Origin of the sequence: Streptomyces shaanxiensis, assembly GCF_039537145.1 — a bacterium.
Taxonomy (GTDB): Bacteria; Actinomycetota; Actinomycetes; order Streptomycetales; family Streptomycetaceae; genus Streptomyces; species Streptomyces shaanxiensis.
The window spans coordinates 106,490-129,677 of the sequence record NZ_BAAAZY010000010.1 but is presented as its reverse complement, the minus strand read 5'-3'; the positions used below and the strand labels follow the sequence as shown (position 1 = coordinate 129,677).

General features: G+C 70.8%; 19 protein-coding genes. 9 read left to right on the top strand and 10 right to left on the bottom strand.

From position 1 onward, the window contains the following. Positions 1–68: 68 nt before the first annotated feature. On the bottom strand, positions 69–1,664 hold the full coding sequence (locus ABD932_RS14615; RefSeq protein ID WP_345012604.1) for a hypothetical protein: 1,596 nt from the start codon (positions 1,662–1,664) through the stop codon (positions 69–71). Between the two features lie 132 nt (positions 1,665–1,796). Continuing rightward, complete coding sequence (locus tag ABD932_RS14610) at positions 1,797–2,057, bottom strand: helix-turn-helix domain-containing protein (RefSeq protein WP_345012602.1); 261 nt, start codon at positions 2,055–2,057, stop codon at positions 1,797–1,799. Between the two features lie 32 nt (positions 2,058–2,089). On the opposite strand from ABD932_RS14610, the gene map reads away from it, so the two are divergent. The 3 genes from map to ABD932_RS14595 all read left to right on the top strand — a co-directional run bounded on the left by map (position 2,090) and on the right by ABD932_RS14595 (position 6,424). Then, positions 2,090–2,857 (top strand): type I methionyl aminopeptidase, encoded by a 768-nt coding sequence (gene map, locus ABD932_RS14605; RefSeq protein ID WP_345012600.1) that lies wholly within the window; start codon positions 2,090–2,092, stop codon positions 2,855–2,857. A gap of 57 nt (positions 2,858–2,914) precedes the next feature. After that, on the top strand, positions 2,915–3,694 hold the full coding sequence (locus tag ABD932_RS14600; protein ID WP_345012598.1) for a sporulation protein: 780 nt from the start codon (positions 2,915–2,917) through the stop codon (positions 3,692–3,694). A 174-nt stretch (positions 3,695–3,868) separates the two neighbouring features. After that, positions 3,869–6,424 (top strand): ATP-dependent Clp protease ATP-binding subunit, encoded by a 2,556-nt coding sequence (locus ABD932_RS14595; protein WP_345012596.1) that lies wholly within the window; start codon positions 3,869–3,871, stop codon positions 6,422–6,424. Positions 6,425–6,442: 18 nt separating this feature from the next. Here the strand turns inward: ABD932_RS14595 and ggt are convergent, their stop codons facing one another. After that, positions 6,443–8,242 (bottom strand): gamma-glutamyltransferase, encoded by a 1,800-nt coding sequence (gene ggt / locus ABD932_RS14590; protein ID WP_345012594.1) that lies wholly within the window; start codon positions 8,240–8,242, stop codon positions 6,443–6,445. A 142-nt stretch (positions 8,243–8,384) separates the two neighbouring features. On the opposite strand from ggt, the gene ABD932_RS14585 reads away from it, so the two are divergent. Then, positions 8,385–9,143, top strand: a complete 759-nt coding sequence (locus ABD932_RS14585; protein WP_345012592.1) for a hypothetical protein — start codon at positions 8,385–8,387, stop codon at positions 9,141–9,143. A gap of 116 nt (positions 9,144–9,259) precedes the next feature. Beyond that, the gene (locus tag ABD932_RS14580) at positions 9,260–10,828 is read left to right on the top strand and encodes a CocE/NonD family hydrolase (protein ID WP_345012590.1); all 1,569 of its coding nucleotides are present in this window, start codon (positions 9,260–9,262) and stop codon (positions 10,826–10,828) included. Between the two features lie 340 nt (positions 10,829–11,168). Here ABD932_RS14580 and ABD932_RS14575 read toward each other — a convergent pair whose 3' ends face one another. Beyond that, entirely contained in the window at positions 11,169–11,576 is a 408-nt protein-coding gene (locus tag ABD932_RS14575) for a DUF6278 family protein (RefSeq protein ID WP_345012588.1), read from the bottom strand. A 282-nt stretch (positions 11,577–11,858) separates the two neighbouring features. Between ABD932_RS14575 and ABD932_RS14570 the strand changes: the two genes are divergently transcribed. Next, positions 11,859–13,625: an SGNH/GDSL hydrolase family protein gene (locus ABD932_RS14570; RefSeq protein ID WP_345012586.1), complete on the top strand. Its 1,767-nt coding sequence runs from the start codon at positions 11,859–11,861 to the stop codon at positions 13,623–13,625. Positions 13,626–13,728: 103 nt separating this feature from the next. Here ABD932_RS14570 and ABD932_RS14565 read toward each other — a convergent pair whose 3' ends face one another. The 4 genes from ABD932_RS14565 to ABD932_RS14550 form a co-directional block, all read right to left on the bottom strand. Next, positions 13,729–14,508, bottom strand: a complete 780-nt coding sequence (locus ABD932_RS14565; RefSeq protein ID WP_345012584.1) for an exodeoxyribonuclease III — start codon at positions 14,506–14,508, stop codon at positions 13,729–13,731. A gap of 56 nt (positions 14,509–14,564) precedes the next feature. Then, the gene (locus ABD932_RS14560; RefSeq protein WP_345012582.1) at positions 14,565–15,200 is read right to left on the bottom strand and encodes an MBL fold metallo-hydrolase; all 636 of its coding nucleotides are present in this window, start codon (positions 15,198–15,200) and stop codon (positions 14,565–14,567) included. A 44-nt stretch (positions 15,201–15,244) separates the two neighbouring features. Further along, entirely contained in the window at positions 15,245–16,546 is a 1,302-nt protein-coding gene (gene pcaDC / locus ABD932_RS14555; RefSeq protein WP_345012580.1) for a bifunctional 3-oxoadipate enol-lactonase/4-carboxymuconolactone decarboxylase PcaDC, read from the bottom strand. Positions 16,547–16,787: 241 nt separating this feature from the next. Further along, positions 16,788–17,249: a hypothetical protein gene (locus tag ABD932_RS14550; protein WP_345012578.1), complete on the bottom strand. Its 462-nt coding sequence runs from the start codon at positions 17,247–17,249 to the stop codon at positions 16,788–16,790. A 594-nt stretch (positions 17,250–17,843) separates the two neighbouring features. Here ABD932_RS14550 and ABD932_RS14545 point away from each other — a divergent pair. After that, positions 17,844–18,263, top strand: coding sequence for a hypothetical protein (locus ABD932_RS14545; protein ID WP_345012576.1), 420 nt, complete (start codon positions 17,844–17,846; stop codon positions 18,261–18,263). Here ABD932_RS14545 and ABD932_RS14540 read toward each other — a convergent pair. After that, on the bottom strand, positions 18,254–18,505 hold the full coding sequence (locus ABD932_RS14540; protein WP_345012574.1) for a hypothetical protein: 252 nt from the start codon (positions 18,503–18,505) through the stop codon (positions 18,254–18,256). The genes ABD932_RS14545 and ABD932_RS14540 overlap by 10 nt on opposite strands. Positions 18,506–18,682: 177 nt before the next feature. On the opposite strand from ABD932_RS14540, the gene ABD932_RS14535 reads away from it, so the two are divergent. Further along, complete coding sequence (locus tag ABD932_RS14535) at positions 18,683–19,699, top strand: DNA-directed RNA polymerase subunit alpha (RefSeq protein WP_345012572.1); 1,017 nt, start codon at positions 18,683–18,685, stop codon at positions 19,697–19,699. 422 nt (positions 19,700–20,121) lie between these two features. On the opposite strand, the gene ABD932_RS14530 is transcribed toward ABD932_RS14535, so the two are convergent. Next, complete coding sequence (locus ABD932_RS14530) at positions 20,122–21,375, bottom strand: protein kinase domain-containing protein (protein ID WP_345012570.1); 1,254 nt, start codon at positions 21,373–21,375, stop codon at positions 20,122–20,124. An 886-nt stretch (positions 21,376–22,261) separates the two neighbouring features. On the opposite strand from ABD932_RS14530, the gene ABD932_RS14525 reads away from it, so the two are divergent. Then, positions 22,262–22,615 (top strand): hypothetical protein, encoded by a 354-nt coding sequence (locus tag ABD932_RS14525; protein WP_345012568.1) that lies wholly within the window; start codon positions 22,262–22,264, stop codon positions 22,613–22,615. Positions 22,616–23,188 lie beyond the last annotated feature (573 nt).

Sequence of the window (23,188 nt, the reverse complement as noted above, 5' to 3'; positions counted from 1 at the left end):
GTTTCACACTCCTGTGGGGGATGGATGGGGCCGGTGGGACGGGTGGGCCCGGTGGTGTGACCGACGGGTCAGGCCGCGAAGCCCGCCACCCGCAGGGCGTGGACGAGATCCCAGTGGCGCTCGTCCGAGATGCCCTGGGCGGCCTCCAGCAGCAGCGGTACGAGCGTCCGCGGCTCCGGTGCGGCGCTGCGGGCGGCCTCCTCCGGGGTGCGGACCCGGACGTACGCGTCCAGCAGTGCGCGGACCTCGCGGTGCCGCCCCTCGCCGACCAGCGCCACCACGGCCTGCCCGATCTCGTGCGCGGGCCGCGCCACGCCCTGCCGCAGGATCTGCTCCCCGTCACCGGCCCGACCCGCCGCGGTCAGCGCGTCGGCGGCGGCGACGAGCCGCTCGGCCGGCAGTGAGGCGGTCTCCCACAGCAGGGTCGCCCAGTCGGCGCCGAGCCCGGCGCGCTCCATCCCGGCCGCGAGCGCCGGAAGGCGGACGGCGGGCCAGTACGCGGCCTCCACGAGCAGTGCGTGCGCCTCGCCGCTACGGCCCTCCGCGCGCAGCCGCACGATCGCCTCCACGGTCCGGGAGACCTCCCGCCGGTCCGCCGCGTCCATGGGCTCGGCCTGTGTCCGCTCCGGGCTCACGGGCGCCTCGTCGGCCGCCCCGGCGAACCGGGCACCGCGCGGAGTGCGGCGCGTGGTGTCGGGCTGGGCGGCGAGGGTCGGGAGGGTGGGGAGGACGGGTTCCGCGGTGGGCGGTACGACGACGGGGGCGGCCTCCTCCTCGACCATCCCGGCGAAGCGGGCACTGCCGCGGCGGCGTTTGCGCTGCTTGGGGGTGGGGGCGGGATCGAGGGCGGGGTCCGGGGCGGGGTCGGGCGACGGGGCCTGGGGGTGGTCGCCGGGTGTGGTGGGGGCGGGTGCGGTGGGGGCGGAGGTGTGCTGGGCTTCCGGCCAGTCGGGCCGGGCGGGGGCTCCGACCGGGGCGGTTCGGGCATCGTGGTGCTGGTGCTGGTGCTGGTGCTCGGGATGCCCGGTCGGGCGGTCCAGGGCCTGCGGATGCTCCCGAGGAGCCGCCCCTCCGCCCCCGAACCGATCATCCAGGCGGAACACGGACCCCTCCCCCACCCGGTCCCGGCGTATCGCCTCGGCCCGCCCGCTGGCGGCCCGTCGGTCCAAGTCGGCCATCCGGGCCCGGAGTTCCGCGCACCGGGCGGTGGCGCGCTCATGGTCGTCGCGGGCCCAGGCGAGGTCGAGGCGGACGTTGTCGGCCTCCTCGCGGCTGCCGGCCGAGGCCAGCAACCGTCCCAGTTCCGCCTGCCGTTCGGCGGCGTACCGCTGCTCGCGGAGCATGACGTCGAGCCGGTCACCGAGGGCGTCACGGCCACCGGGCCGGAGGTCGTACGCGGCGAGGGCGGCGGCGTGCAGGGCGCGGGCGCGCTCCGTCTCGGGGCCGGCGCCGCCGGGGCCGTACTGGGCGGCGAGGTCGTGCAGGAGTGACTCCACCACGTCCCAGGGCGGCACCTCGCGTCCGTCGAGGCAGGCCTGCATGCCCTCCGGGTCACGCTGCCAGAACACCCCGCACCAGCCGTCGCCCTGATCCAGGCGCGCCAGAAGACCGTCCAGGTAGTTCACGAACTCCCGTACCCGGGCCGGGAGTTGTTCCACTGACATCGCCCAACTCCCGCCAGACCGGAGTACTCCGGTCCGTTAGGCAACACCAGCCATGTTACGAACGCGCTACGAGAGAATTTCGGACTGAACGCAGAGTACGCCGGAGCTGTCGGAACGTGACGTGCGAACCCGTCAGGCGGCGGCCTCGACGACCGGCGTGCAGCGCCCGGCCAGCTCGTCCATGGACAGCCCGAGGGCCTGCGCCAGCGCGGCCACGGTGAAGAAGGCCGGCGTCGGAGCGCGCCCCGTCTCGATCTTGCGGAGCGTCTCGGCGGAGATGCCGGCGCTCGCCGCGACCTCGGTCATGCTGCGGCCGCCGCGTGCCTGGCGGAGGAACCGGCCGAGCCGCTCGCCGCGTTCGCGTTCTTCGGGGGTGAGAGGGGTGCGCACCATGCCGTCATTCTAATACCGGTATAGTAATTGGCATGGTGGAGCTGAAGACGGACAAGTCGATCGATGCGATGTACGCGGCCGGGCAGGTCGTCGGCCAGGCCCTCACGGCCGTACGCAAGGCCGCTGACGTGGGGGTTTCCCTGCTGGAGCTGGACGAGGTGGCGCGCGAGGTGCTGCGCGCGGCCGGGGCGACGTCCCCCTTCCTCGGCTACCGCCCCTCCTTCGCCCCCACCCCCTTCCCCGCCGTCATCTGCGCATCGGTGAACGACGCGATCGTGCACGGCATCCCGACCGCCTACCGCCTGCGCGACGGCGACCTGGTGTCCATCGACTGCGGTGCGGAACTGGGCGGCTGGGCGGGCGACTCGGCGATCAGCTTCACGGTCGGCAGGGCGCGCCCGGCGGACGTACGGCTGATCGAGACGGCGGAACGCGCGCTGGCGGCGGGTATCGAGGCGGCCGTGGTCGGCAATCGCATCGGCGACATCGCCCACGCGATCGGCTCGGTCTGCCGGACGGCCGGGTACGGCATCCCGGACGGGTTCGGCGGGCACGGGATCGGCCGCAAGATGCACGAGGATCCGTCGGTGCCGAACGAGGGCCGCCCGGGCCGGGGCATGCCGCTGCGGCAGGGCATGGTCCTCGCCATCGAGCCGATGCTCGTCGCGAGCGGCGAGGACGGTTACCACGCGGCCCCCGACGGCTGGACCCTGCGCACGAACGACGGCTCCCGCGCCGCCCACACGGAACACACGGTGGCGATCACGGAGGCGGGGCCACGGATCCTGACGGCCCGCTGAGGAGCGGCGCTGCCAACCTGCACGCCTGATCGGCGCGGGGCTCGGGGAGGGGCGCACGTGGGGTTCAAGCGGCTGTTCGGGTTGGGGCACCCGGACGGGGCGATCGAGGTGGACACGCAGATCCTGGGGCCGGTGCGGCCCGGCGGGGACCTGCGGGCCGTGGTCCTCGTCAAGGGTGGCGATCGCGACGCACAGATCGACGAGGTGGCCCTGCGCGTCGACGTCCGGCGCACGGGCCACGACGGCGAGGAGCGGGAACACCAGGTCGGGACGCACTACGCCGAGCCCAGCCACTTCACCCTCCGCAAGGGCGAGGAGCAGCGCCTGACGGTCTCGCAACCGTTGTCGTGGGAGACGCCCGTGAGCGAGCTCGGGGGACGGGCCCTCGGAGTCGTCCTGTCCGTCCGGACCGAGCTCGTGCTCGGCGGCAAGCGTGCCGGAGTCGACGTCGACGACGACCTGCTCCATGTCACCGCGCTGCCGCTGCACGAAGCCGTGCTCGACGCGTTCGCCGACGAGGGGTACCTCTGCGACTCGGCGGAGGTCGTCGAGGGTGATGTGCCGCGCACCGAGCAGCGTGTGGGCATCTACCAGACCCTCCTGCTCACGGGGCACGCTCCCGGGCCGGGCCGGCCCGAGCGGCTGGAGGTCACGTTCCAGCCGAACGCCGTCGGCGCGCTGGTCCATGTCCCGCGTGCCGCGCCCCATGGCCGTTACTGGGAGGACAAGCCCCCCGCCCGGCGCTTCCCCGCCGCCCACCACGAGGTCGGCCAGGTGGACTGGCGGCCGCAGGTCAGCAAGACACTTCAGGAGCTGGCCCTGCTCGACGACCGCTGACCGTACAGGGCCTCTTCCTCGCGTTCCCTGAAGGTGCCCCCGGCCACCGTTCGTGCGAAGGTGTTCTACGAACGCGCGGCCAGGTGTAACCGGCTTCCGCCAGGGTTACCCGATTCCGGCACGTCGATCAGCGAGGGCGACCCTGCCCGCGCAGGGACGCCGGATGGGAACGCCATGACCAGCGGCTTCAACGGTGGTCCGGAGGACTACGACCCCTTCGGAGAATTCCTCGCCCGCTTCTTCGGCGGACCGCGCCCCGGCCCCCGCCAGATCGACATCGGACGCCTGCTCAGTCAGCCGGCCCGGGAGCTGGTGCGGGGCGCCGCCCAGTACGCCGCCGAGCACGGCAGCCGCGACCTGGACACCCAGCACCTGCTGCGCGCCGCGCTGTCCGCCGAGCCGACCCGCAGTCTGCTCACCCGGGCCGGCGCGGACCCCGACTCGCTGGCGACGGAGATCGACGAGCGCTCGGGCCCGGTCCAGCACCCGCCGGGCGAGGCCCCGCCGCCGACCTCGCTCTCCCTCACCCCGGCCGCCAAACGCGCCCTTCTGGACGCGCACGACCTGGCCCGCGCGCGGGGCGCCGGCTACATCGGACCGGAGCACGTGCTCAGCGCCCTCGCCGCGAACCCCGACTCGGCTGCCGGGCACATCCTCAACGCGGCCCGTTTCGCCCCCTCCGGCATGCCGCCCGAGGCCCCCGACGCCGCCGATTCCCGGCCCCGCATCGATCAACGGCCGCGCGTCGACACCGGGACCCCCACCCTCGACAAGTACGGCCGCGACCTCACCGACCTCGCCCGCCGGGGCCGTATCGACCCGGTGATCGGCCGGGACGAGGAAATCGAGCAGACCATCGAGGTGCTCTCCCGGCGCGGCAAGAACAACCCGGTGCTGATCGGCGACGCGGGCGTCGGCAAGACCGCGATCGTGGAGGGCCTGGCCCAGCGGATCGCCGACGTCGACGTGCCCGACGTGCTCAGCGGCCGCCGGGTGGTCGCCCTGGACCTGACGGGTGTGGTCGCGGGCACCCGCTACCGGGGCGACTTCGAGGAGCGGCTCAACAACATCGTGGGCGAGATCCGCTCCCACTCCGACCAACTGATCGTCTTCATCGACGAGTTGCACACCGTCGTGGGCGCCGGAGGCGGCGGCGAGGGCGGCTCCATGGACGCCGGGAACATCCTCAAGCCGGCGCTCGCGCGCGGCGAACTGCATGTCGTGGGCGCCACCACGCTTGAGGAGTACCGCAGGATCGAGAAGGACGCAGCGCTCTCCCGCCGCTTCCAGCCGATCCTCGTCCCCGAGCCGACCACCGCGGACGCGATCGAGATCCTGCGCGGCCTGCGCGACCGCTACGAGGCCCACCACCAGGTCCGCTACACCGACGAGGCGCTCGTCGCCGCCGTCGAGCTGTCCGACCGCTATCTCACCGACCGCCGCCTGCCCGACAAAGCCATCGACCTGATCGACCAGGCGGGTGCGCGGGTACGGCTGCGCGCGCGGACCAAGGGCACGGACGTACGGACCATGGAACGCGAGGTCGAGCAGCTGACCCGGGACAAGGACCAGGCGGTAGCCGACGAGAGTTACGAGCAGGCGACGCAACTGCGCGACCGCATCGTCGAGTTGAAGCAGCGCATCGCGGACGCGTCCGACAGCGAGGAGGTCGACGAGGGCCAGCACCTCGAAGTCACCACCGAGGCCATCGCGGAGGTCGTGTCCCGGCAGACCGGCATCCCGGTGAGCAGCCTCACCGAGGAGGAGAAGGACCGGCTGCTCGGCCTGGAGGAGCATCTGCACGAGCGGGTCATCGGCCAGGACGAGGCGGTGCGCGTGGTCTCCGACGCGGTGCTGCGCTCCCGCGCCGGACTCGCCAGCCCCGACCGTCCGATCGGCAGCTTCCTCTTCCTCGGCCCGACCGGCGTCGGCAAGACCGAGCTGGCCCGGGCGCTCGCCGAGGCGCTGTTCGGCAGCGAGGAGCGCATGGTCCGGCTGGACATGAGCGAGTACCAGGAGCGGCACACCGTCAGCCGCCTGGTCGGCGCCCCGCCCGGCTATGTCGGGCACGAGGAGGCCGGTCAGCTCACGGAGGTCGTCCGCCGGCACCCGTACTCGCTGCTCCTGCTCGACGAGGTCGAGAAGGCCCACCCGGACGTCTTCAACATCCTGCTCCAGGTCCTGGACGACGGTCGGCTGACCGACTCCCAGGGCCGGACCGTCGACTTCACCAACACGGTCATCGTGATGACCAGCAACCTGGGTTCCGAGGCGATCAGCCGGGGCGGCTCGGGGATCGGGTTCGGCGCGGGTGACGTGGAGGCCGACGAGGAGGCGCGGCGCGAGCGGATCCTACGGCCGCTGCGCGAGCACTTCCGGCCCGAGTTCCTCAACCGCATCGACGAGATCGTGGTCTTCCGCCAACTGACCCCGGACCAGTTGGAGCGGATCACCAACCTGCTCCTCGACAAGACCCGCCGTCTGCTGCACGCGCAGGGCGTCGCGGTCGACTTCACCGGCGCGGCCGTCGACTGGCTCTCCGAGCGCGGCTACCAGCCCGAGTACGGCGCCCGCCCGCTGCGCCGCACCATCCAGAAGGAGGTCGACAACCAGCTCTCCCGGCTCCTCCTGGACGGCCGGATCGGCGAGGGCGGCCGGGTGACGGTGGACGTGGAGGACGGGCGGCTCGCCTTCCGTACGGAAGATCTGCCGCCCGCCCCGGAGCTGTGAACCGGATGCAGTGAGGCGTTACGGCGCCGGGTGTACCACCATTGCCGAGCCGCCGCCCCGCCGTACCTTCTCGGCGGCGGCCAGCCACTTGCCGTTCGGCAGCCGCTGTACACCGGTCGCCGCGCCGATCTCGGGGTTCTGCCGGAAGCCGTGGCCGATCGCTTCCAGCTGAGCCCTCAACGGGCTGTTCCACAGGCCCGGTTCGAGCTCGGTGGTGGTCTGGTTGCGCTGGCTGGCGCGCGGCGCGGCGATCGCGTCGACCAACGGCAGACCGCGGTCGAGGAACCCGGTCAGGGTCTGCAGCACGGTGGTGATGATCGTGGCCCCGCCGGGCGAACCGAGCGCCACGACCGGCTTGTTGTGCTGGTCGAGCACGATCGTCGGGGACATCGAGGAGCGCGGCCGCTTGCCCGGCCCCGGCAGGTTCGGGTCATGGACGGCCGGGCTGGCCGGGGTGAAGGAGAAGTCCGTCAGCTCGTTGTTGAGGATGAACCCTCGGCCCGGGACCGTGATGCCGCTGCCGCCGGTCTGCTCGATGGTCAGCGTGTACGAGACGACGTTGCCCCACTTGTCGGCGACCGTGAGGTGGGTCGTGCTGTCCCCCTCGTACGTGGTCGGAGCCGCCGTACCGCTCGCGTCGCAGTCCGCCGGATCGCGCGGGTCGCCCGGCGCGACCGGGCTCGTCAGCACCGCGTCGTCCTTGATCAGGCACTCCCGCGAGTCGGCGTACCGCTGCGACAGCAGTTCCTTGGTCGGTACGTCCTCGAAGGCGGGGTCACCGACCCAGCGCCCGCGGTCCGCGAACGCGATGCGGCTGGCCTCGATGTAGCGGTGCAGGTACTGGACGTCGCTCGCCTTCGACAGGTCCGTGTTCTCCAGGATGTTGAGCGCCTCGCCGACGGTCGTGCCGCCGGAGGAGGAGGGCGCCATGGAGTAGACGCCGAGACCCTCGTACGAGGTCCTGGTGGGCGCCTGGGACTTGGTGCGGTAGCTGGCCAGGTCCTTGGCGGACAGGTCGCCGGGGCGGGCCTTCCAGCCGGAACTCGGGTCCACCGGCGGATGGTTGACCGTGTCGACGATGTCCTCGGCGAGGTCGCCCCGGTACAGCGTGCCGACGCCGTTCCTCGCCAACTCCGCGTAGGTGCGGGCGAGATCGGGGTTCTTGAAGGTGGAGCCGACGACGGGGAGCGCCCCGTTCGGCAGGAACAGCTTGGCGGTGTCCGGGAAGTAGCGGAACCGGGTCTCGTTCGAGGCGGTCTGCGCGCGGAAGGTGTCGTCGACGGTGAAGCCGTCCCGGGCGAGCCGCTCCGCGGGCTTCAGCAGGGTGCCGAGCCCTCTGCTCCCCCACTTGTCCAGCGCCTTCTGCCAGGTGGCGGGCGTGCCCGGGGTTCCGACGCTCAGGCCGCTGCTGACGGCCTCGGCGAAGGGGATCGCCGTGCCGTTCTCCACGAAGAGGCCGGAGTCGGCGGTGAGCGGCGCGGTCTCGCGGCCGTCGATGGTCTGCACCGTACGGGACTTGGCGTCGTAGTAGACGAAGTAGCCGCCTCCGCCGATGCCGGCGGAGTAGGGCTCGGTGACGCCGAGCGCGGCGGCCGTGGCCACGGCGGCGTCGACGGCGTTGCCGCCCTTGCGCAGGACCTCGATGCCGGCCGCGGAGGCGTCCGCGTCGACGCTGGAGACCGCGCCCCCGTACCCGACGGCGACCGGGACCTTCTCGACTGCCGTGCGCTCGGCGCCGGGTGGCGCTGCCGCCCCCACCGAGACCACGGCGGCCGAGACCGCCAGGACCGACAGTTTTCGCGCGACAGGGCGACGCATCCCCACCTCCAGTCAGTACCGTCCGCGCAGCGTAACCGCATTGCCGGGGTCCCGACAGACCCACTCCGACAGCCGTTTCGCGAACGCCACAGGTCGAACACCGGTACGTACCGGCCACACGGGCCCGCTAGCATGCGCGCCCATGAATGACGACGTGCGCAACATCGTCCTGGGCGTGGTCGCGGTCGGTATCAGTGCCGCGCTCGGCTGGCTTGCCCGCACCTACTTGTGGAAGCGCAAGCTCCGCCGCAAGCAGGCGTTCTTCGGGCTGCCCGACAACGCGGAGTCCCTGCTGGTGGTCAACCGCGGGGCCGGCGGGCCCGAGCTGACGGTGATGCGGTACGACGTGTTCGCGCTCCTCGAACTCGCCGCCCTGATCAAGGACTGCAACGCCCACGCCCAGATAGTCCCGCACGACACGGCACGCCAGGGCTTCGGCGAACGCACCGAGTTCTGCGTCGGCGGCCCGGCCTCGAACCGCCGTATGACGGCGCACCTTGCCTCCCTGCTGCCCGGTGTGCGCGTGAACGTCGACGCCGAACCCGGCCCGGACCGGGGCGCCCTGCAGATCGGTTCCGAGCGCTACCGGGTGGAGGTCGGCAAGGAGGAGTACGCGCTGCTCGCCCGGCTCACCGTCGGGCAGAGCCAGGACACCCGCCCCGTCTTCCTGTTCTGCGGGCAGACCGCCATCACCAACCAGGCCGCCACCCGCTACCTCGCCCGCAACCACGAGCGGCTCTCCCGCAAGCACGGCAACAACTCCTTCATCCTGCTGCTGAAGGTGGTCAACTCGCAGGCGTACGGCCCGGATGTGGTGGAGCTGGTGGCGGACGTGACGCGGGCGGCGCAGGCGCCGCTGCCGACACCGGCGGCTCCTCGCAATACCCACCGGGCCTCCTGAGGTTCATCACATTCCGGTAATCGTTACTGCCACGTAACTTACCGACGGGTTACTTGCGGTAAGGGGACGAGGTTACCGTTCGGTCACTTTGCACTGACACGAGTGAGGAGTGACCCGTGGGACACCATCGCAAGGCCCTGCGCACGACCGCCGTGGGCGCCGTCTCCGCGACACTGATCGCCGGTAGCGCCCTCGGGCTCGCCCCCGCCGCCCAAGCGGCCCCGAACGGCGTCCGCTTCGTCGACATCACCGGCGACGGTGGCACCACCCTCAAGGCGAACGTCATCACACCGGCCGGCGCCGACGGCACGCGCCGCTACCCGCTGCTCGTGCTGCCCACGAGCTGGGGCCTGCCCCAGGTCGAGTACTTCGCCCAGGCCCAGAAGCTCGCGAACTCGGGCTATGTCGTGGTCAGTTACAACGTGCGCGGCTTCTGGCAGTCGGGCGGCGAGATAGAAGTGGCGGGCCCGCCCGACATAGCCGACGCGTCCAAGGTCATCGACTGGGCGCTCGCCAACACCCCGGCCGACGCGAAGCTCGTCGGCATGGCGGGCGTCTCGTACGGCGCCGGCATCAGCCTGCTGACGGCCGCGCACGACAAACGGGTCAAGGCGGTCGCCGCCCTCAGCGGCTGGGCCGACCTCATCGGCTCGATCTACTCCGGTCGCACCCAGCACGTCCAGGCGGCCGGACTGCTGGACGGGGCGAGCATCGTCACCGGCCGGCAGAGCGCCGAAGTCCGGCAGATCTTCAACGACTTCTACGCCTCCAACCTGTCCAAGGAACAGGACATGATCAACTGGGGGAAGAAACGTTCGGTCGCTACATACGTGGACCAACTGAACAAGAACGGCGCCGCGGTCATGCTGGCCAACGCCTGGGGCGACACGATCTTCCCGCCCAACCAGTACGCGGACTTCTACGAGAAGCTGACCGGCCCGAAGCGGCTGGAGTTCCGGCCGGGCGACCACGCCACCGCCGAACTGACGGGCCTGTTCGGCCTGCCCAACGACGTCTGGACGGACACCGAGCGCTGGTTCGACCACTACCTCAAGGGCGAGGACAACGGCATCAACCGCGAGCTGCCGGTCCAGCTCAAGTCCCGCTCCACGGGCGGCTACGAGGGCTACCCGGACTGGAAGTCGGTCGGCGCGACGAACAGGAAGATCGCCCTCGGGGGTACGACCACCATCCGCACGAACGTCAACTCGGGCGCCGACGGCGGGGTGGTCTTCCTGTCCAGCATCCTCGACCAGGTGGCCCAACTGCCCCCGGTGGCCTCGATCCCGCTGATCCCCCGGCTCTGGGCAGGCGTATGGCAGTCGGAGAAGTACGCCACGGCACAACGTGTGCGCGGTACGGCGAAGTTGCACACCACCGTCACGCCGACCAAGGAGAGCGGCACCCTCGTCGCCTACCTCTACGACGTGGGCCCGCTCGGCCTCGGCAAGCTGGTCAGCAACGCGCCCTACACCTTCCACGGACGTACGCCCGGAAAGCCGTTCACCGTGGACCTGGAGCTGTACTCCACGGCCTACGACGTCCCGGCAGGGCACCGGCTCGCCCTGGTCGTCGACACGGTCGACCCGCTCTACATCGAGCACAACCCGTCCGGCGCGCGGCTGACCTTCTCCTCGCCGGCGAACGACCCGTCATACGTGTCGATTCCACTGCGCGAACAGTGATCTCCGGCCGGCGCCGGACGGGTATGGCTCTATGACTGCTGCCCCCTGCTGCCCCTGGACCCAGGGGCCGTGGGGGGATCCCCACCCGGCAGCAGCGTCCCTGGTCGCGGCCGGAGCGATCGCCACAGCCTTGGGGACGGACGGAACATCGTAGTCGAGGTCGGACGTGGGCAGGATTCCGGTGCGGTGGATGGTGGCGCTCCCCCGGTCACGTTCAGCGATTGCCGCAAACTATCCGGGCAAAGGCTTACTTAATACTCGACACGCACTTTTCGGACATAAGCCGTATTTACTCCGCCTTTATGTCACGTACGACTATGCCGAGGCGCGGGACAGAGGCTCACGCCTCCGCCACCTCCGCGTACAACTGCGACAGTTCCGGCACCCCGTTCGCGGCCCACTCCTGCCCCGAGGTGACGACGTCGAACTCACGGCCGGAGGCGAGCCGGACGACCGGCTGACCGTCCGGCCAGATCCTCCAGGCGGCACCGGGCACGGTGCGCACGATGACGGTGCCGAGATACAGACCGGCGTCATTGCCCAGCCAGGGCAGGACCTCCTCGTCGTCCCGCCAGCGCGGCACCATCTGGTCGAGTGCCTCCAACGAGGCCGCGGTGTCGTCGAGTTGGATCCCCGCCCGGGACGCGTGGGAACGCAGGAGTTCGCACTCGGAGAGCAGTTCGGCGATGCCCTCGGGATCGAGGGCCCCGCGCTTCTCGGGCCGGTGGCCCAGAAAAGGGATCTTCATACGTCAAGCGTGTCATTCGTACTGCCGAACGCACCACAGGCGCGCGGGCCGCCGATTCCGGTCGAGTTCACGCCGACTTCGGGCATGGCTCGTTGACGGGTCACGGGTGCCTCTCTACTTTCTCGGTGCGTCTTGCGTCTCGACCGAGCGGCTCGTTCGAACGGTTCGACTGAACAGTTCGATCGAACGTCTCGACTGAAGGTCTCGCCTGAAGCCTCACCCGAACTTGTCATGTGCAGTCGTACGCAGTCCTGAGCGGTTCGTGAACGGGAGGAGTCGGAGTTGCGCCGATGCGTGTGGGGATCCACGGTCGTCCTAGCTCTCTTCGCGGCTCTGGTGCCGGGGGTCTCCGCGCAGGCGGCCACCGAGCACAGAGCCAAGCCGATCCCATTGGAGCGGCTCTTCGACAACGTGGCGGTCAGCGACGACGCCCGGCCCGCCGAGGCGGACTTCGACGGGGCGGGCGCCTCCCTGTCGGCACAGGACCTCTCGGCGGCGGGCTGGACACCCGGCCGCGCGCTCACCGTGCAAGGTGCCCGGCTGACCTGGCCGAGACGGCAGCCGGGCGAGCCTGACAACGTCCGCGCCAACGGCCAGGACGTGCGGGTGGGCGGCCGCGGCGACGCGCTCGCGTTCCTGGTGGCGGGCACGAACGGCACCATCGCCGGCGGAACGGGGACGGTTCTGTACACCGACGGCACCCGTTCCGCCTACCGCCTGACCGCGCCCGACTGGCGCACCGGCCCGCTCGCCACCAAGGCCGTGGCCCTGCCGCACATCAACACACGCGCCGGTCAACTCGCCGAGCGGGCCCGGCTGTACGTCATGACCGTGCCGCTGGTGGTGGGACGTCAGGTCGCCTCGGTACGGCTGCCGCAGGCGAGCGGGCTGCATGTGTTCGCGGTCTCCGTGCGGGCCCCCGCTCCGGGCTGGACGGGGAGTTGGGCGGCCGCGACGGGCGGCTACCCGACCGTGGGCCCGTGGACCGACCGGACGTTGCGGCTGGTCGTGCACACCTCGGCGGGCGGGCCGAGGGTGCGGCTGCGGTTCGACAACACCTTCGCGGCGGCGCCGGTGCGGATCGGCAGCGCCACGGTGGCGGTGCAGCAGGCGGGCGCGGCGGCGCGAGGCACGCCGGTCGCGGTGACCTTCCGGGGCACGGCGGGCGTCGAGATCCCGGCGGGGGCGCAGGCGTACAGCGATCCGCTCGCCTTCCAGGTGCCGGCGGACACCAATCTGCTGGTCAGCTTCCATCTGCCGGGGACCGTGCCGGCGGCACCGGTGCACCGGCTCGCGCAGCAACGGTCGTATGTGAGCGGGCCGGGCGACCATACGGCGGACGGCTCCGCGGCGCCGTACGGCACCGTCCTGACCAGTTGGCCGCTGCTGACCGGCGTCGACGTGGGCGGCGGGCCCGGGTCCGTGGTGCTGCTGGGGGACTCGATCACCGACGGAGACAAGTCCACGACGGACGCGAACCGGCGGTGGCCCAATGTGCTGGCCACACGTCTGCTGAACCAGAGTGTGGTCCCGCACTATGGGGTGCTCAACCAGGGGATCTCCGGCAACCGTGTGGTCAGCGACCGCTATCCCGGTGACGGGGTGTCGACGGACACGGCCGGGGTGAGCGCCCTCTACCGGTTCGACCGGGATGTGCTGGCCCAGACGTCGGCGCGTACGGCTGTGGTGTTCGAGGGCATCAACGATGTGCGCTGGCAGACCACGGCCGAGCAGGTCATCGCGGGACTGCGTGAGATCGCCGACCGGGGGCACGCGCGGGGGCTGCGGATGCTGGTGGCGACGATCCTGCCCTGCGAGGGGGAGGTGCGGTGCACGGCGGCAGTTGACGCGGAGCGCGTCAAGGTGAACCAGTGGATCCGCACGAGCGCCGGGTTCGATGGGGTGCTCGACTTCGACGCCGTGATCCGGGACCCGGCGCGGCCCTCCCGGATGCTTCCCGCGTACGACAGCGGGGACCATCTGCATCCGGGGGACGCGGGGCTCGCCGCGCTGGCCGAGTCGATCGACCTGCGGGGGTTGGTGCCGTGACCGGCGCCTCGGTCGCCGTCCGGGGGCTCTGCCCCCGGACCCCCGTACCGGACTGAACGGCCTCGTCCTCGAACGCCGGACGAGCTGGTTCCGCCGGCCTTGCCTACACGTCCAGGTCGACCACGACAGGCGCATGGTCCGACGCGCCCTTGCCCTTGCGCTCCTCGCGGTCCACGTAGGAGTCGGTGACCGCCTTCGCGAACGGCTCGTTGCCGTACACCAGGTCGATGCGCATGCCGCGGTTCTTGGGGAAGCAGAGCTGGCGGTAGTCCCAGTAGGTGTACGGGTGGTCGTACTTGAGGGGGCGCGGGACCACGTCGGACAGGCCGGACTCGCGCAGGGATGCGAGGGCGGCGCGCTCGGCGGGGGTGACGTGGGTGAGGCCCTCGAATGCGGCCACGTCGTAGACGTCGTCGTCCGTCGGCGCGACGTTGTAGTCGCCCAGCACGGCGAACGGGCGGCTGCCGCCCGCGTCGCCCGCGACGGCCGCCTTGAGGGCCTCGAACCACTGGAGCTTGTAGGCGTAGTGAGGGTGGTCCACCTCACGGCCGTTCGGCACGTACACCGACCAGACCCGGACCGGGCCGCAGGTCGCGGAGATGGCGCGAGGCTCCACCACACCGTCGTAGCCGGGGTCGCCGGGCACGCCCTTGACGACGTCCTTGAGGCCGACGCGGGAGAGCACCGCCACGCCGTTCCACCGGCCGGTGGCGTTGACCGCCGCCTCGTAGCCGAGGTCGCGCAGCGGGTCGAACGGGAACTGGTCCTCGGCGAGCTTGGCCTCCTGGAGGCACAGCACGTCGGTGCCGCTGCTCTCCAGCCAGGCCAGGAGCCTCGGCAGGCGAGCGGTGATCGAGTTCACGTTCCAGGTGGCGATGCGCATGCCTGACAACCTACCGGGCGGGACTGACAACCCGGCCCCGCCCGGGGTGGGACCGCTCACACCTGCGCCGAGTCCCCCGGCGTCAGGCGCAGATGCTCCGAGCCGCCCAAGCCGCCGATCTGTCGGTCGTAGATCGGGCGGGCCAGGTCGGTGAGCAGGGCGTCGTGGATGTCGTAGGCGCGCTGCGGCTTGACCTCGCGGACGTAGTCGATGACCTCCGAGATCTTGTTCCAGGGGGCCATGACCGGCAGCATCAGCGTCTCCACCGGATGGTCGGGGACGGTGAGGGCGTCGCCCGGGTGGAAGACCCGGCCGCCGTCGATGAGGTACCCGACGTTGGTGATGCGCGGGATGTCCGGGTGGATCACGGCGTGCAGCTCGCCGTGGACCTGGACGTCGAAGCCGGCGGCGGTGAAGGTGTCGCCGTGGCCGACGGTGTGCACCCGGCCCGGGAAGGCCGCGGAGACCTGCTCCGCCACGGACCTGAGCGTCCAGATCTCGGCGGCCGGGTCGGCCTCCATCGCCGCCCGCAGGCGCGCCTCGTCGAAGTGGTCGGGGTGCTCGTGCGTGACGAGGATCACGTCCGCGCCGACGGCGGCGTCGTCCTCGCTGAATCCTCCGGGGTCGACGACGAGCGTGCGTCCGTCCTTTTCGAGCCGGACGCAGGCGTGCGACTTCTTCGTGAGCTTCATGGCTCCATCCTGGCGCGCGCTCCCGGCGGATGCCCCGAGGACCCTCACTCCTGCGGAGTGGTCTCCTCCCGTATGACCTGCTGCGCCACCTTGAAGGCGCTGTTCGCCGCCGGGACGCCGCAGTAGACGGCCGCCTGCAGCAGCACTTCCTTGATCTCGCCCGGGGTGAGGCCGTTGCGCAGGGCGGCGCGGACGTGGAAGGCGAGTTCTTCCAGATGACCGCCCGCGACCAGGGCGGTGAGGGTGACACAGCTGCGGGAGCGCCGGTCGAGGCCGGGTCTGTCCCAGATCTCGCCCCACGCGTACCGGGTGATGAACTCCTGGAAGTCCCCCGAGAACTCGTCCGCCTGGGCCAGCGCCCGGTCGACGTGCGCGTCGCCGAGCACCTCGCGACGGACCTTGATCCCCGCGTCGTACGGGTCCGGCCGTCCCGCCGCCTGCGGCGCTACCACGGCCGGGGCGATCTCGGCGACGGGCGCGGGCTGCGGGGGCGCGGCGGCCAGGACCGGCTTGACGGGGGCGGCCTGGATGGCCGCCATCTGGCCGGTGGTGGAGTCGTAGGCGGGCTGCCAGGCGGTGGAGAAGTGCCGGACCAGCAGGTCGGTGACGGCGGCGGGCTGCTCGACCGGGACGAGGTGGGAGGCGCCGGGGACGACGGCGAGTCGGGCGTCCGGTATGCCGGCGACCAGCGTGCGGGCCTCGGCGGGGCCGGTGACCTGGTCGTCCGAGCCGACGAGGACCAGGGTGGGCACGGCGACGCCGCCGAGTTGCGACCGCACGTCGAAGGAGGCGAGTGCCTCGCAGGCCGCGATGTAGCAGCCGGGGTCGGTGGTACGCACCATCTGCACGGCCCACTCGGTTATGGCGGGCTGGGCGGCGGCGAAGCCGGAGGTGAACCAGCGGTCGGGTGAGGTGCGCGCGATGGGGTCGAGGCCGTTCGTGCGCACGATCACACCCCGCTGCCGGAACTCGTCGGCCGTGCCGAAGCGCGGCGAGGCGGCGATCAGGGCGAGCGAGGCGATGCGCTCCGGGTGGCGCAGGGCCAGTTCGATGCCGAGGGCGCCGCCCAGCGCGCAGCCCGCGTAGCCGAAGCGCTGTACGCCGAGGCCGTCGAGGGTGGCGAGCAGCCGCTCGGCGAGATCGCCGACCGAACCCGCCGGATACGCGGGCGCGCCACCGTGTCCCGGCAGGTCGAACCGGAAGATGCGCCACTGCTGGGCCAGCTCCGGCACCTGCCGGTCCCACATGTGCCATGTGGTACCCAGGGAGGGACCCAAGATCAGGACTGGAGCTTCTTCTGGCCCGTCAAAGCGGTATTGCAGGGTGTTGGACGTACTCTCACTCACCCGACTCACGCTCCCACATCTCACGACTGCCCCTATGACCGGGGGTGTGAGGATCTACGACGAGAGGTGTGAGGATGTGGGCCGGATCAGGTGAAAGACCTCTCGGGGGACATAGCGTTTGCGGCACTGGAACGATCTCGCGCCGGGTTTCGCCCTCGGCGACACGACGCTCGTAGTACTCCCTGGTCCGGGGGTCGAAGCGTACCGGGGTCCGCACGATCCGGGTTGTCCCCGATCGTGATCAGCAGGGTGACGGCCGTGTCCGGGCCAATGCCACCACGGTCAGCAGCTGCGGGGCGTGGCGTTTCACGAGCCGGGCCCGCCGGCCTTCCAAGTCCTGGATCTGCTCGGTGAGCTGCCCGATCCGGTGGGCCGGCAGACACAGGGTGACGCGGGTGGCCTGCAGCACCGCGCCTGCTCCGTCCTCTTCGTCCTGGCTGTCGTCGCCGAGTCGTGCGCAGGTGCGCAAGAGTTCCGAATCGCGCCGGCGCCGGTCGGGCCGGTTCGCGTCGAACACTTCCACACCCTGGGTCAGCCGGTGGGGGGACAAGGCCGCCCCGAAGGAGCCCATCCCCTCCACCCCAGCACGCCGCACTGCGCCCAACCCCCGTGCCCACCGCAGTAGTTCGTGATATCCGGTCGCAGTGGCCGGGAACTCGTCGATACCGGTCACCGCCCCCTGCAAAGAGAGCACGGCAGCCACATGAGCGTCCCGGTGCGTGTCCACTCCGAGGACCACCTCCCCGGCAGGCCGGCGCCGACGGGTACCCGCGGTGGGGGACGTACTGCTCGGCGCGGTCGGCCGGGTGGCGGGTGTCCTGATTTCCGTCGCCGGGAGTGACCAGGCGCAGCAGGATCCGGCGTACCGCTTCGGCCTGCTCAGGTGTCAGGGCGTGCGTAGAGGTCTTCCGCGGTTCGGGCGAGCCGCAGCTGCTTACAGCGGCCGGCTCCGTCGCGCCGTTGTCGGCCACGGCCGACCTCGCCGAGGCGGGCGGTGGCAACTTGGACAGTCTCGGTGCTGTCGGCCTCGACACCGAGGTGGTCGAAGGGCGCGACGGAAGCGTCGAGATCTGGGGCAGGGAAGGCGAGTTGTACGCGGGACATCGCGTAGGGAGGTGGAACTTGGTGTGTGCGGCGATCAGGATCCAGATCCAGCGGTCCCCAGCCTCGGGGTGTGCAGTCGGGATGGTCCAGGGTGCACAGCCCGTGCGTGCAGACTTCTGACCTGCACTAGATCGATAAGGTGATGCGGCCCGCCGGGGCCGGCGCGGCCGCGTCTCTATCCAAGGAAGGCACGATGGATCCTCGCTTGAGGCTTCAAGACCTGGGTGCAGCAGCCATCACGCCGGCTCCCACCACTCCATCGGATCTTCTCGCCACCCTCGAAGTCAGCAACCCGCAGCCACTCGAGGACGCGACAGCGGCCTTGCGTGAGCACTACGACGACGTTGCGAAGATCTTCCTGTGCGACCAGAGCGGCGACATCGCACAGATCGACGCGACAACGGGAAATCGGATCGGCACGATCAACGCCGACACCGAGGCACGGTTGGCCCAGGCAGGCTTCCCGCCGGGTGGCCTCCCCGCCATGTCCCCTGAGATGCAAGAGCTGTCCTACGTCGGTCGCCTCAATGCCGCATTTGCCGCGGTTGCTCAGTACACCCTTGAGGACTGTCTCGCCGGTAGTTCATGGATCGGCGGCCTCGCTCAGCGGTGACGAGACACGCGAACGGCGAGGCCCCGCAGGCTGGTCGACCTCGGGGCCGCACAGGGCTTGCGGCCGATGAAGGCGAGCAGGCGAGTCTGGACGTCGGCGTCCAGTGGGATCTCCCCGATGCGCGGGTTCGACAGCAGCTTGTGTGCGGTGGCCGGATCGTCGAGGAGGGCCTGCACTCCATCGCCCAGGCGGCCCAACGGGTCATCGTCCACCGCCCCGCGCACGGCGCCGGACTCAGGCAAAGCAGAAACGGCCGTGGGGCGGCGGGCGGGACGGAGGGAGGCACGAAGCCTCCTCGCAGGGTTGGGGAGACCGGCGATTCCGCCGCCTGCGGAAACCGAATCGCCCGTATCGCCCGTATCCTTCGTGGTGTCAACGGCGTCACATAGCAGGCGCCAAACCACTGGAGGCAATACCTCGTGCTGATCGCTCAGCGTCCGTCACTGACCGAAGAGGTCGTCGACGAGTTCCGCTCCCGGTTCGTGATCGAGCCGCTGGAGCCAGGCTTCGGCTACACCCTCGGCAACTCTCTCCGCCGGACCCTCCTGTCCTCGATCCCGGGTGCGGCGGTCACGTCCATCCGCGTCGACGGCGTGCTGCACGAGTTCACCACCGTGCCGGGCGTCAAGGAGGACGTCACCGACCTGATCCTCAACATCAAGCAGCTGGTCGTGAGCAGCGAGCAGGACGAGCCGGTCGTGATGTACCTGCGCAAGCAGGGCCCGGGTCTGGTCACCGCCGCCGACATCGCGCCCCCTGCCGGTGTCGAGGTGCACAACCCCGACCTCGTCCTCGCCACGCTCAACGGCAAGGGCAAGCTGGAGATGGAGCTGACCGTCGAGCGCGGTCGCGGTTACGTCTCCGCCGTGCAGAACAAGCAGGTGGGCCAGGAGATCGGCCGTATCCCGGTCGACTCCATCTACTCGCCGGTTCTCAAGGTCACGTACAAGGTCGAGGCGACCCGTGTCGAGCAGCGCACCGACTTCGACAAACTGATCGTCGACATCGAGACCAAGCAGGCCATGCGCCCCCGTGACGCCATGGCCTCCGCAGGCAAGACGCTGGTCGAGCTGTTCGGCCTCGCCCGCGAGCTGAACATCGACGCCGAGGGCATCGACATGGGCCCGTCCCCCACGGACGCCGCCCTCGCCGCCGACCTCGCGCTGCCGATCGAGGAGCTGGAGCTCACGGTCCGCTCCTACAACTGCCTCAAGCGTGAGGGCGTCCACTCCGTGGGGGAGCTCCTGGCGCGTTCCGAGGCCGACCTCCTCGACATTCGCAACTTCGGTGCGAAGTCCATCGACGAGGTCAAGGCGAAGCTCGCCGGCATGGGCCTGGGCCTCAAGGACAGCCCGCCCGGATTCGACCCGACCGCCGCTGCCCTCGGCGCGGACGACAACGGGGACGCGGGTTTCGTGGAGACCGAGCAGTACTGAACGCTGCACTACGGCCGGGCACGGGGAGCCGGTGATGCGGAGACGGCATCACAGACGACCGCCCCCTCTTCTCTGAGAGGGGTGTTCGGCAGGCGTGCCGCGACGAACCCCGAATCACTCGATGTCACTCCGGTGTCACGCGCGCGGGCACGGTCAGCCAAGTCCCGGAGTCGGTTGCACGGTCGCGGTGCCGACGCCGCGACCGAGCGAGTCTGCGGCCGGGCGGGGAGGTTCTGACCTTCCAGTACAGCATTGTCCGGCCGCGGCCTCCTCCCTTCTCCTGGGGCGCGGTGGCGCCCGTGGTGTGCCGAGGTGGACCCGGGCCGGGTGCTGTGCTGTTTCCTGTGCAGTGTCGGTGGACCGCCGGAGCCGCCAGCCGAGGGCCGGTCGACCGGGTCTGCTTCGCGCGCCCCCGGCAGGGCTCAGTCGTCGTCGGAGTACCGTCCCTCGTCCTTCCCTCTGCCGTCCCTGCCTCTGCCGTCCATGCCCGGGCGCTCGTCGTGCTCTTCGTCATCATCCCCCCGCGCAGGCGGCGTCGTGGTGGGCGGAGCGGCAGACGGCGAGGTCGGGGTCGAAGCCCGGCCTGTGGGTGCTGCTGTGAGGGATACGGGGGTGGGGGGTGAGGGCGACGCCGGGGTGTCGTCGCCGGAATTCAGCGATGCTCCGAGAGCCGCAGCCGCAGTGAACACGGCGAGGCCGGTGCCGTAAAGAGCCGCCTTCGAGGCCGGCTTGCGGCGGCCGGGGGGACGGGAGTGCGCGGCGGTACGGGTCTCATGGGTGCGCGGGCGGGGGGCTGGAGGGGTGAGGACGGCGGGCATGGCGGCGGTGCCGTCCGCCACGGCCGGCCCCGGTGTCCCCTGCGGCGTGGCGAGCCAGTCGGCTGCCTGCTCGGCGGTGGGCCGGTCGGCTGGGTCCTTGGCGAGCAGGTGCAGGACGTGGTCGGAGAGCGGCTGCGGTATCTCGGGGCGCAGTCGGATCGGCGGCGGTGGAGTGGCGCTGACGTGCTGCTTCACCACGGTCAGCGAGGTGGCTCCCGTGAACGGAGGGCGTCCGGTGAGCAGTTCGTACAGCACGCAGCCGAGGGAGTAGAGGTCGGAGGCGGGCTGGGCGGAGCGGCCCAGAGCCCGTTCGGGAGCGAGGTAGTCGGCGGTGCCGAGGATCTTGCCCGTGACGGTCAGGGTGCTGGCGGCGTCGTCGGCGAAGCGCGCGATCCCGAAGTCGGCGATCTTCACCGTGCGGTCGGCGGCCAGCATCAGATTGGCGGGCTTGATGTCCCGGTGGATCACGCCCTGCTGGTGCGCCGCCGCGAGGCCGGCGGCCGCCTGGGCGGCGATGGCTACCGCCTCCGCCGGGGGCAAGGCGCCGCGCAGAGAGCGTTCCTGGGCCAGGCTCCAGCCGTCGACGAGTTCCATGACCAGGTAGAGCTGGTCATGATGCGAGCCGAAGTCGTACATACCTACGACGTTGGGGTGGTTCAACCGGGCCGCGGTCTGCGCCTCAAGGCGGAAGCGCTCGGCGTCCGCCGCCTCTTCGGCGCGCAGCAGTTTGACCGCGACCGGGCGCCCGAGGACCTGGTCGGAGGCCCGCCACACCTCGCCCATCGCGCCGCGTCCCAGCAGCTCCTGCAATTGATAGCGGTCCGCCAGCAGCCCCTGCACACCCACCCCGATCACCATGATCCTCTTTCGCTCACACGACCCGTTTGACACGGTTTGCGGTCATTCGGATTGCGGGCGCCCAGACTACTGCGCATTCACTCCCGGAACGGGTGTTGCATCCCAAGAGGTACGCATGGGGCAGGCAGACGCCGGGGGACGCACCTGCCTGCCCCTCATGCGCGACCACCCACTCGAAAAAAAGGGGGGCGAGTGGGCACCGCGGGACCCCTGGGTCCTGGGTCCACCCTCTACAGCGCACCGGAACATGAGGCCGTCACACCATCGTGTCGCCGGCTGCGCGATCGGCAGGGAGGGCCGGCGAGAGCACGGAGCGCCAGGAGCAGAGGCAAGCCCAGTCACGGGGGGAACCGGGCCTGCCTCTGCACATCGGCGCCTGCATACCTCCCCCCTGGAGGATGGGCGCCGTGACCCCGCCCGGGGTCACTCTCAACAGCGCACCGTGCGTCAGAGGCGTCACGGGTGGACGGAGATGACCACGAGATCAACACCCTCATGAAGGTGCACACTCGTCGCCGCCATGATTGGGTCACCACTCGTCCGCAGCCGAGCCGGGACCGCGGTGGTGCCGATCTCTCACGTCGGCTGCCGATGCCTGCGCGCCTGACGCCAGTCAGCCCCGGCGCGGGCGGACTTGAGCACCCTCAAGCTGAGGCGCCATCCGTGTCGACGGCGGGCTCCCGTTCCATCAGCAAATATGCCATTGCGCGCGAACATTTGGGCAAGTGCCTGAACAGGAAGCCATATTTGGGTCATCGGGAATGAGGGTGTAACACGGCAGCGCTTGCAGGGCGCAGGGGTAGGCAGAAGCGGGGCGACGAACCGGCTGCATTTCAGCGCCCGGGGCGAGCGTGCCGACACGACAACGCGTCAGATCGGATTTCTTGTGAGCAACATCGACCCGGCTCCCGGATACCAGCCGTACAACCAGCCCTCGGGCCCGGAGCGCTCCGTACGTCAGCAGGCCACCGCACGCCGCACGGCCCTGACGGTCTGCACGATCGCCGACATCGCGGCTGGCTTGCTCGGCCTGTGGATCCTTCTTTTCCTACTCGACGCGAACCGGGCGAATGTATTCGTCGAATTCGTGCACGGAACGGCGGACTTGCTGGCCTGGTGGTCGCAGGACATTTTCACGATGGACACGGAGGGGCTGCGCGTTCTCCTTAACTATGGCCTCCCGGCCGTCATCTATTTGCTGATCGGTCACGGCATCGCCGCAAGGCTCAACCGCGCCTGACAGCACGGCCGGCCTTCACAAAAGCCCGCCGTGAACAGCTGCAACCAGCACCTTCGCGCACACGGCCCCCGCCAGCGGATACGAACCCCATGCGGTGCCCTGCTGCGGCGCCTACGCCCCGGACATCGCTCCGCCCGGGCAGCCGACAGCCGCATTCGTGCGAACCCGGCGACCACGGACACCACACCGGCCGCAGTGGCCGCAGTGGCCGCAGTGGCCGCCCGGGAATCCTCGGCCTCCGACACATGGGATGACGGCCCCCTGCGAGAGGAGGAAGGCAACGCCGACTGGGACACGGCCGTTTGCGGCGCCTCCTCGCCCGACGTCGAGGGGGCACCCCTCGCACGCGAGGGGCGGGCGGCACGGCGTCGCCAACTGGTCCGCTGGAGGAAGAACAAGCGACGAGCGGCCCTCGCGATGGGCCCTGCGTACCCGGCGCCGGGACGACTGGCACCCGAAGACCCCGAAGCAGCGCTGGGCGCGCGGCGCAGCAGTCACCCTCGCGACGAGCACGCTGCTGGGCGGCATCGCCTTCGCCTCCATCGGCGTGGTGGACGACGGACGGCACAGCGC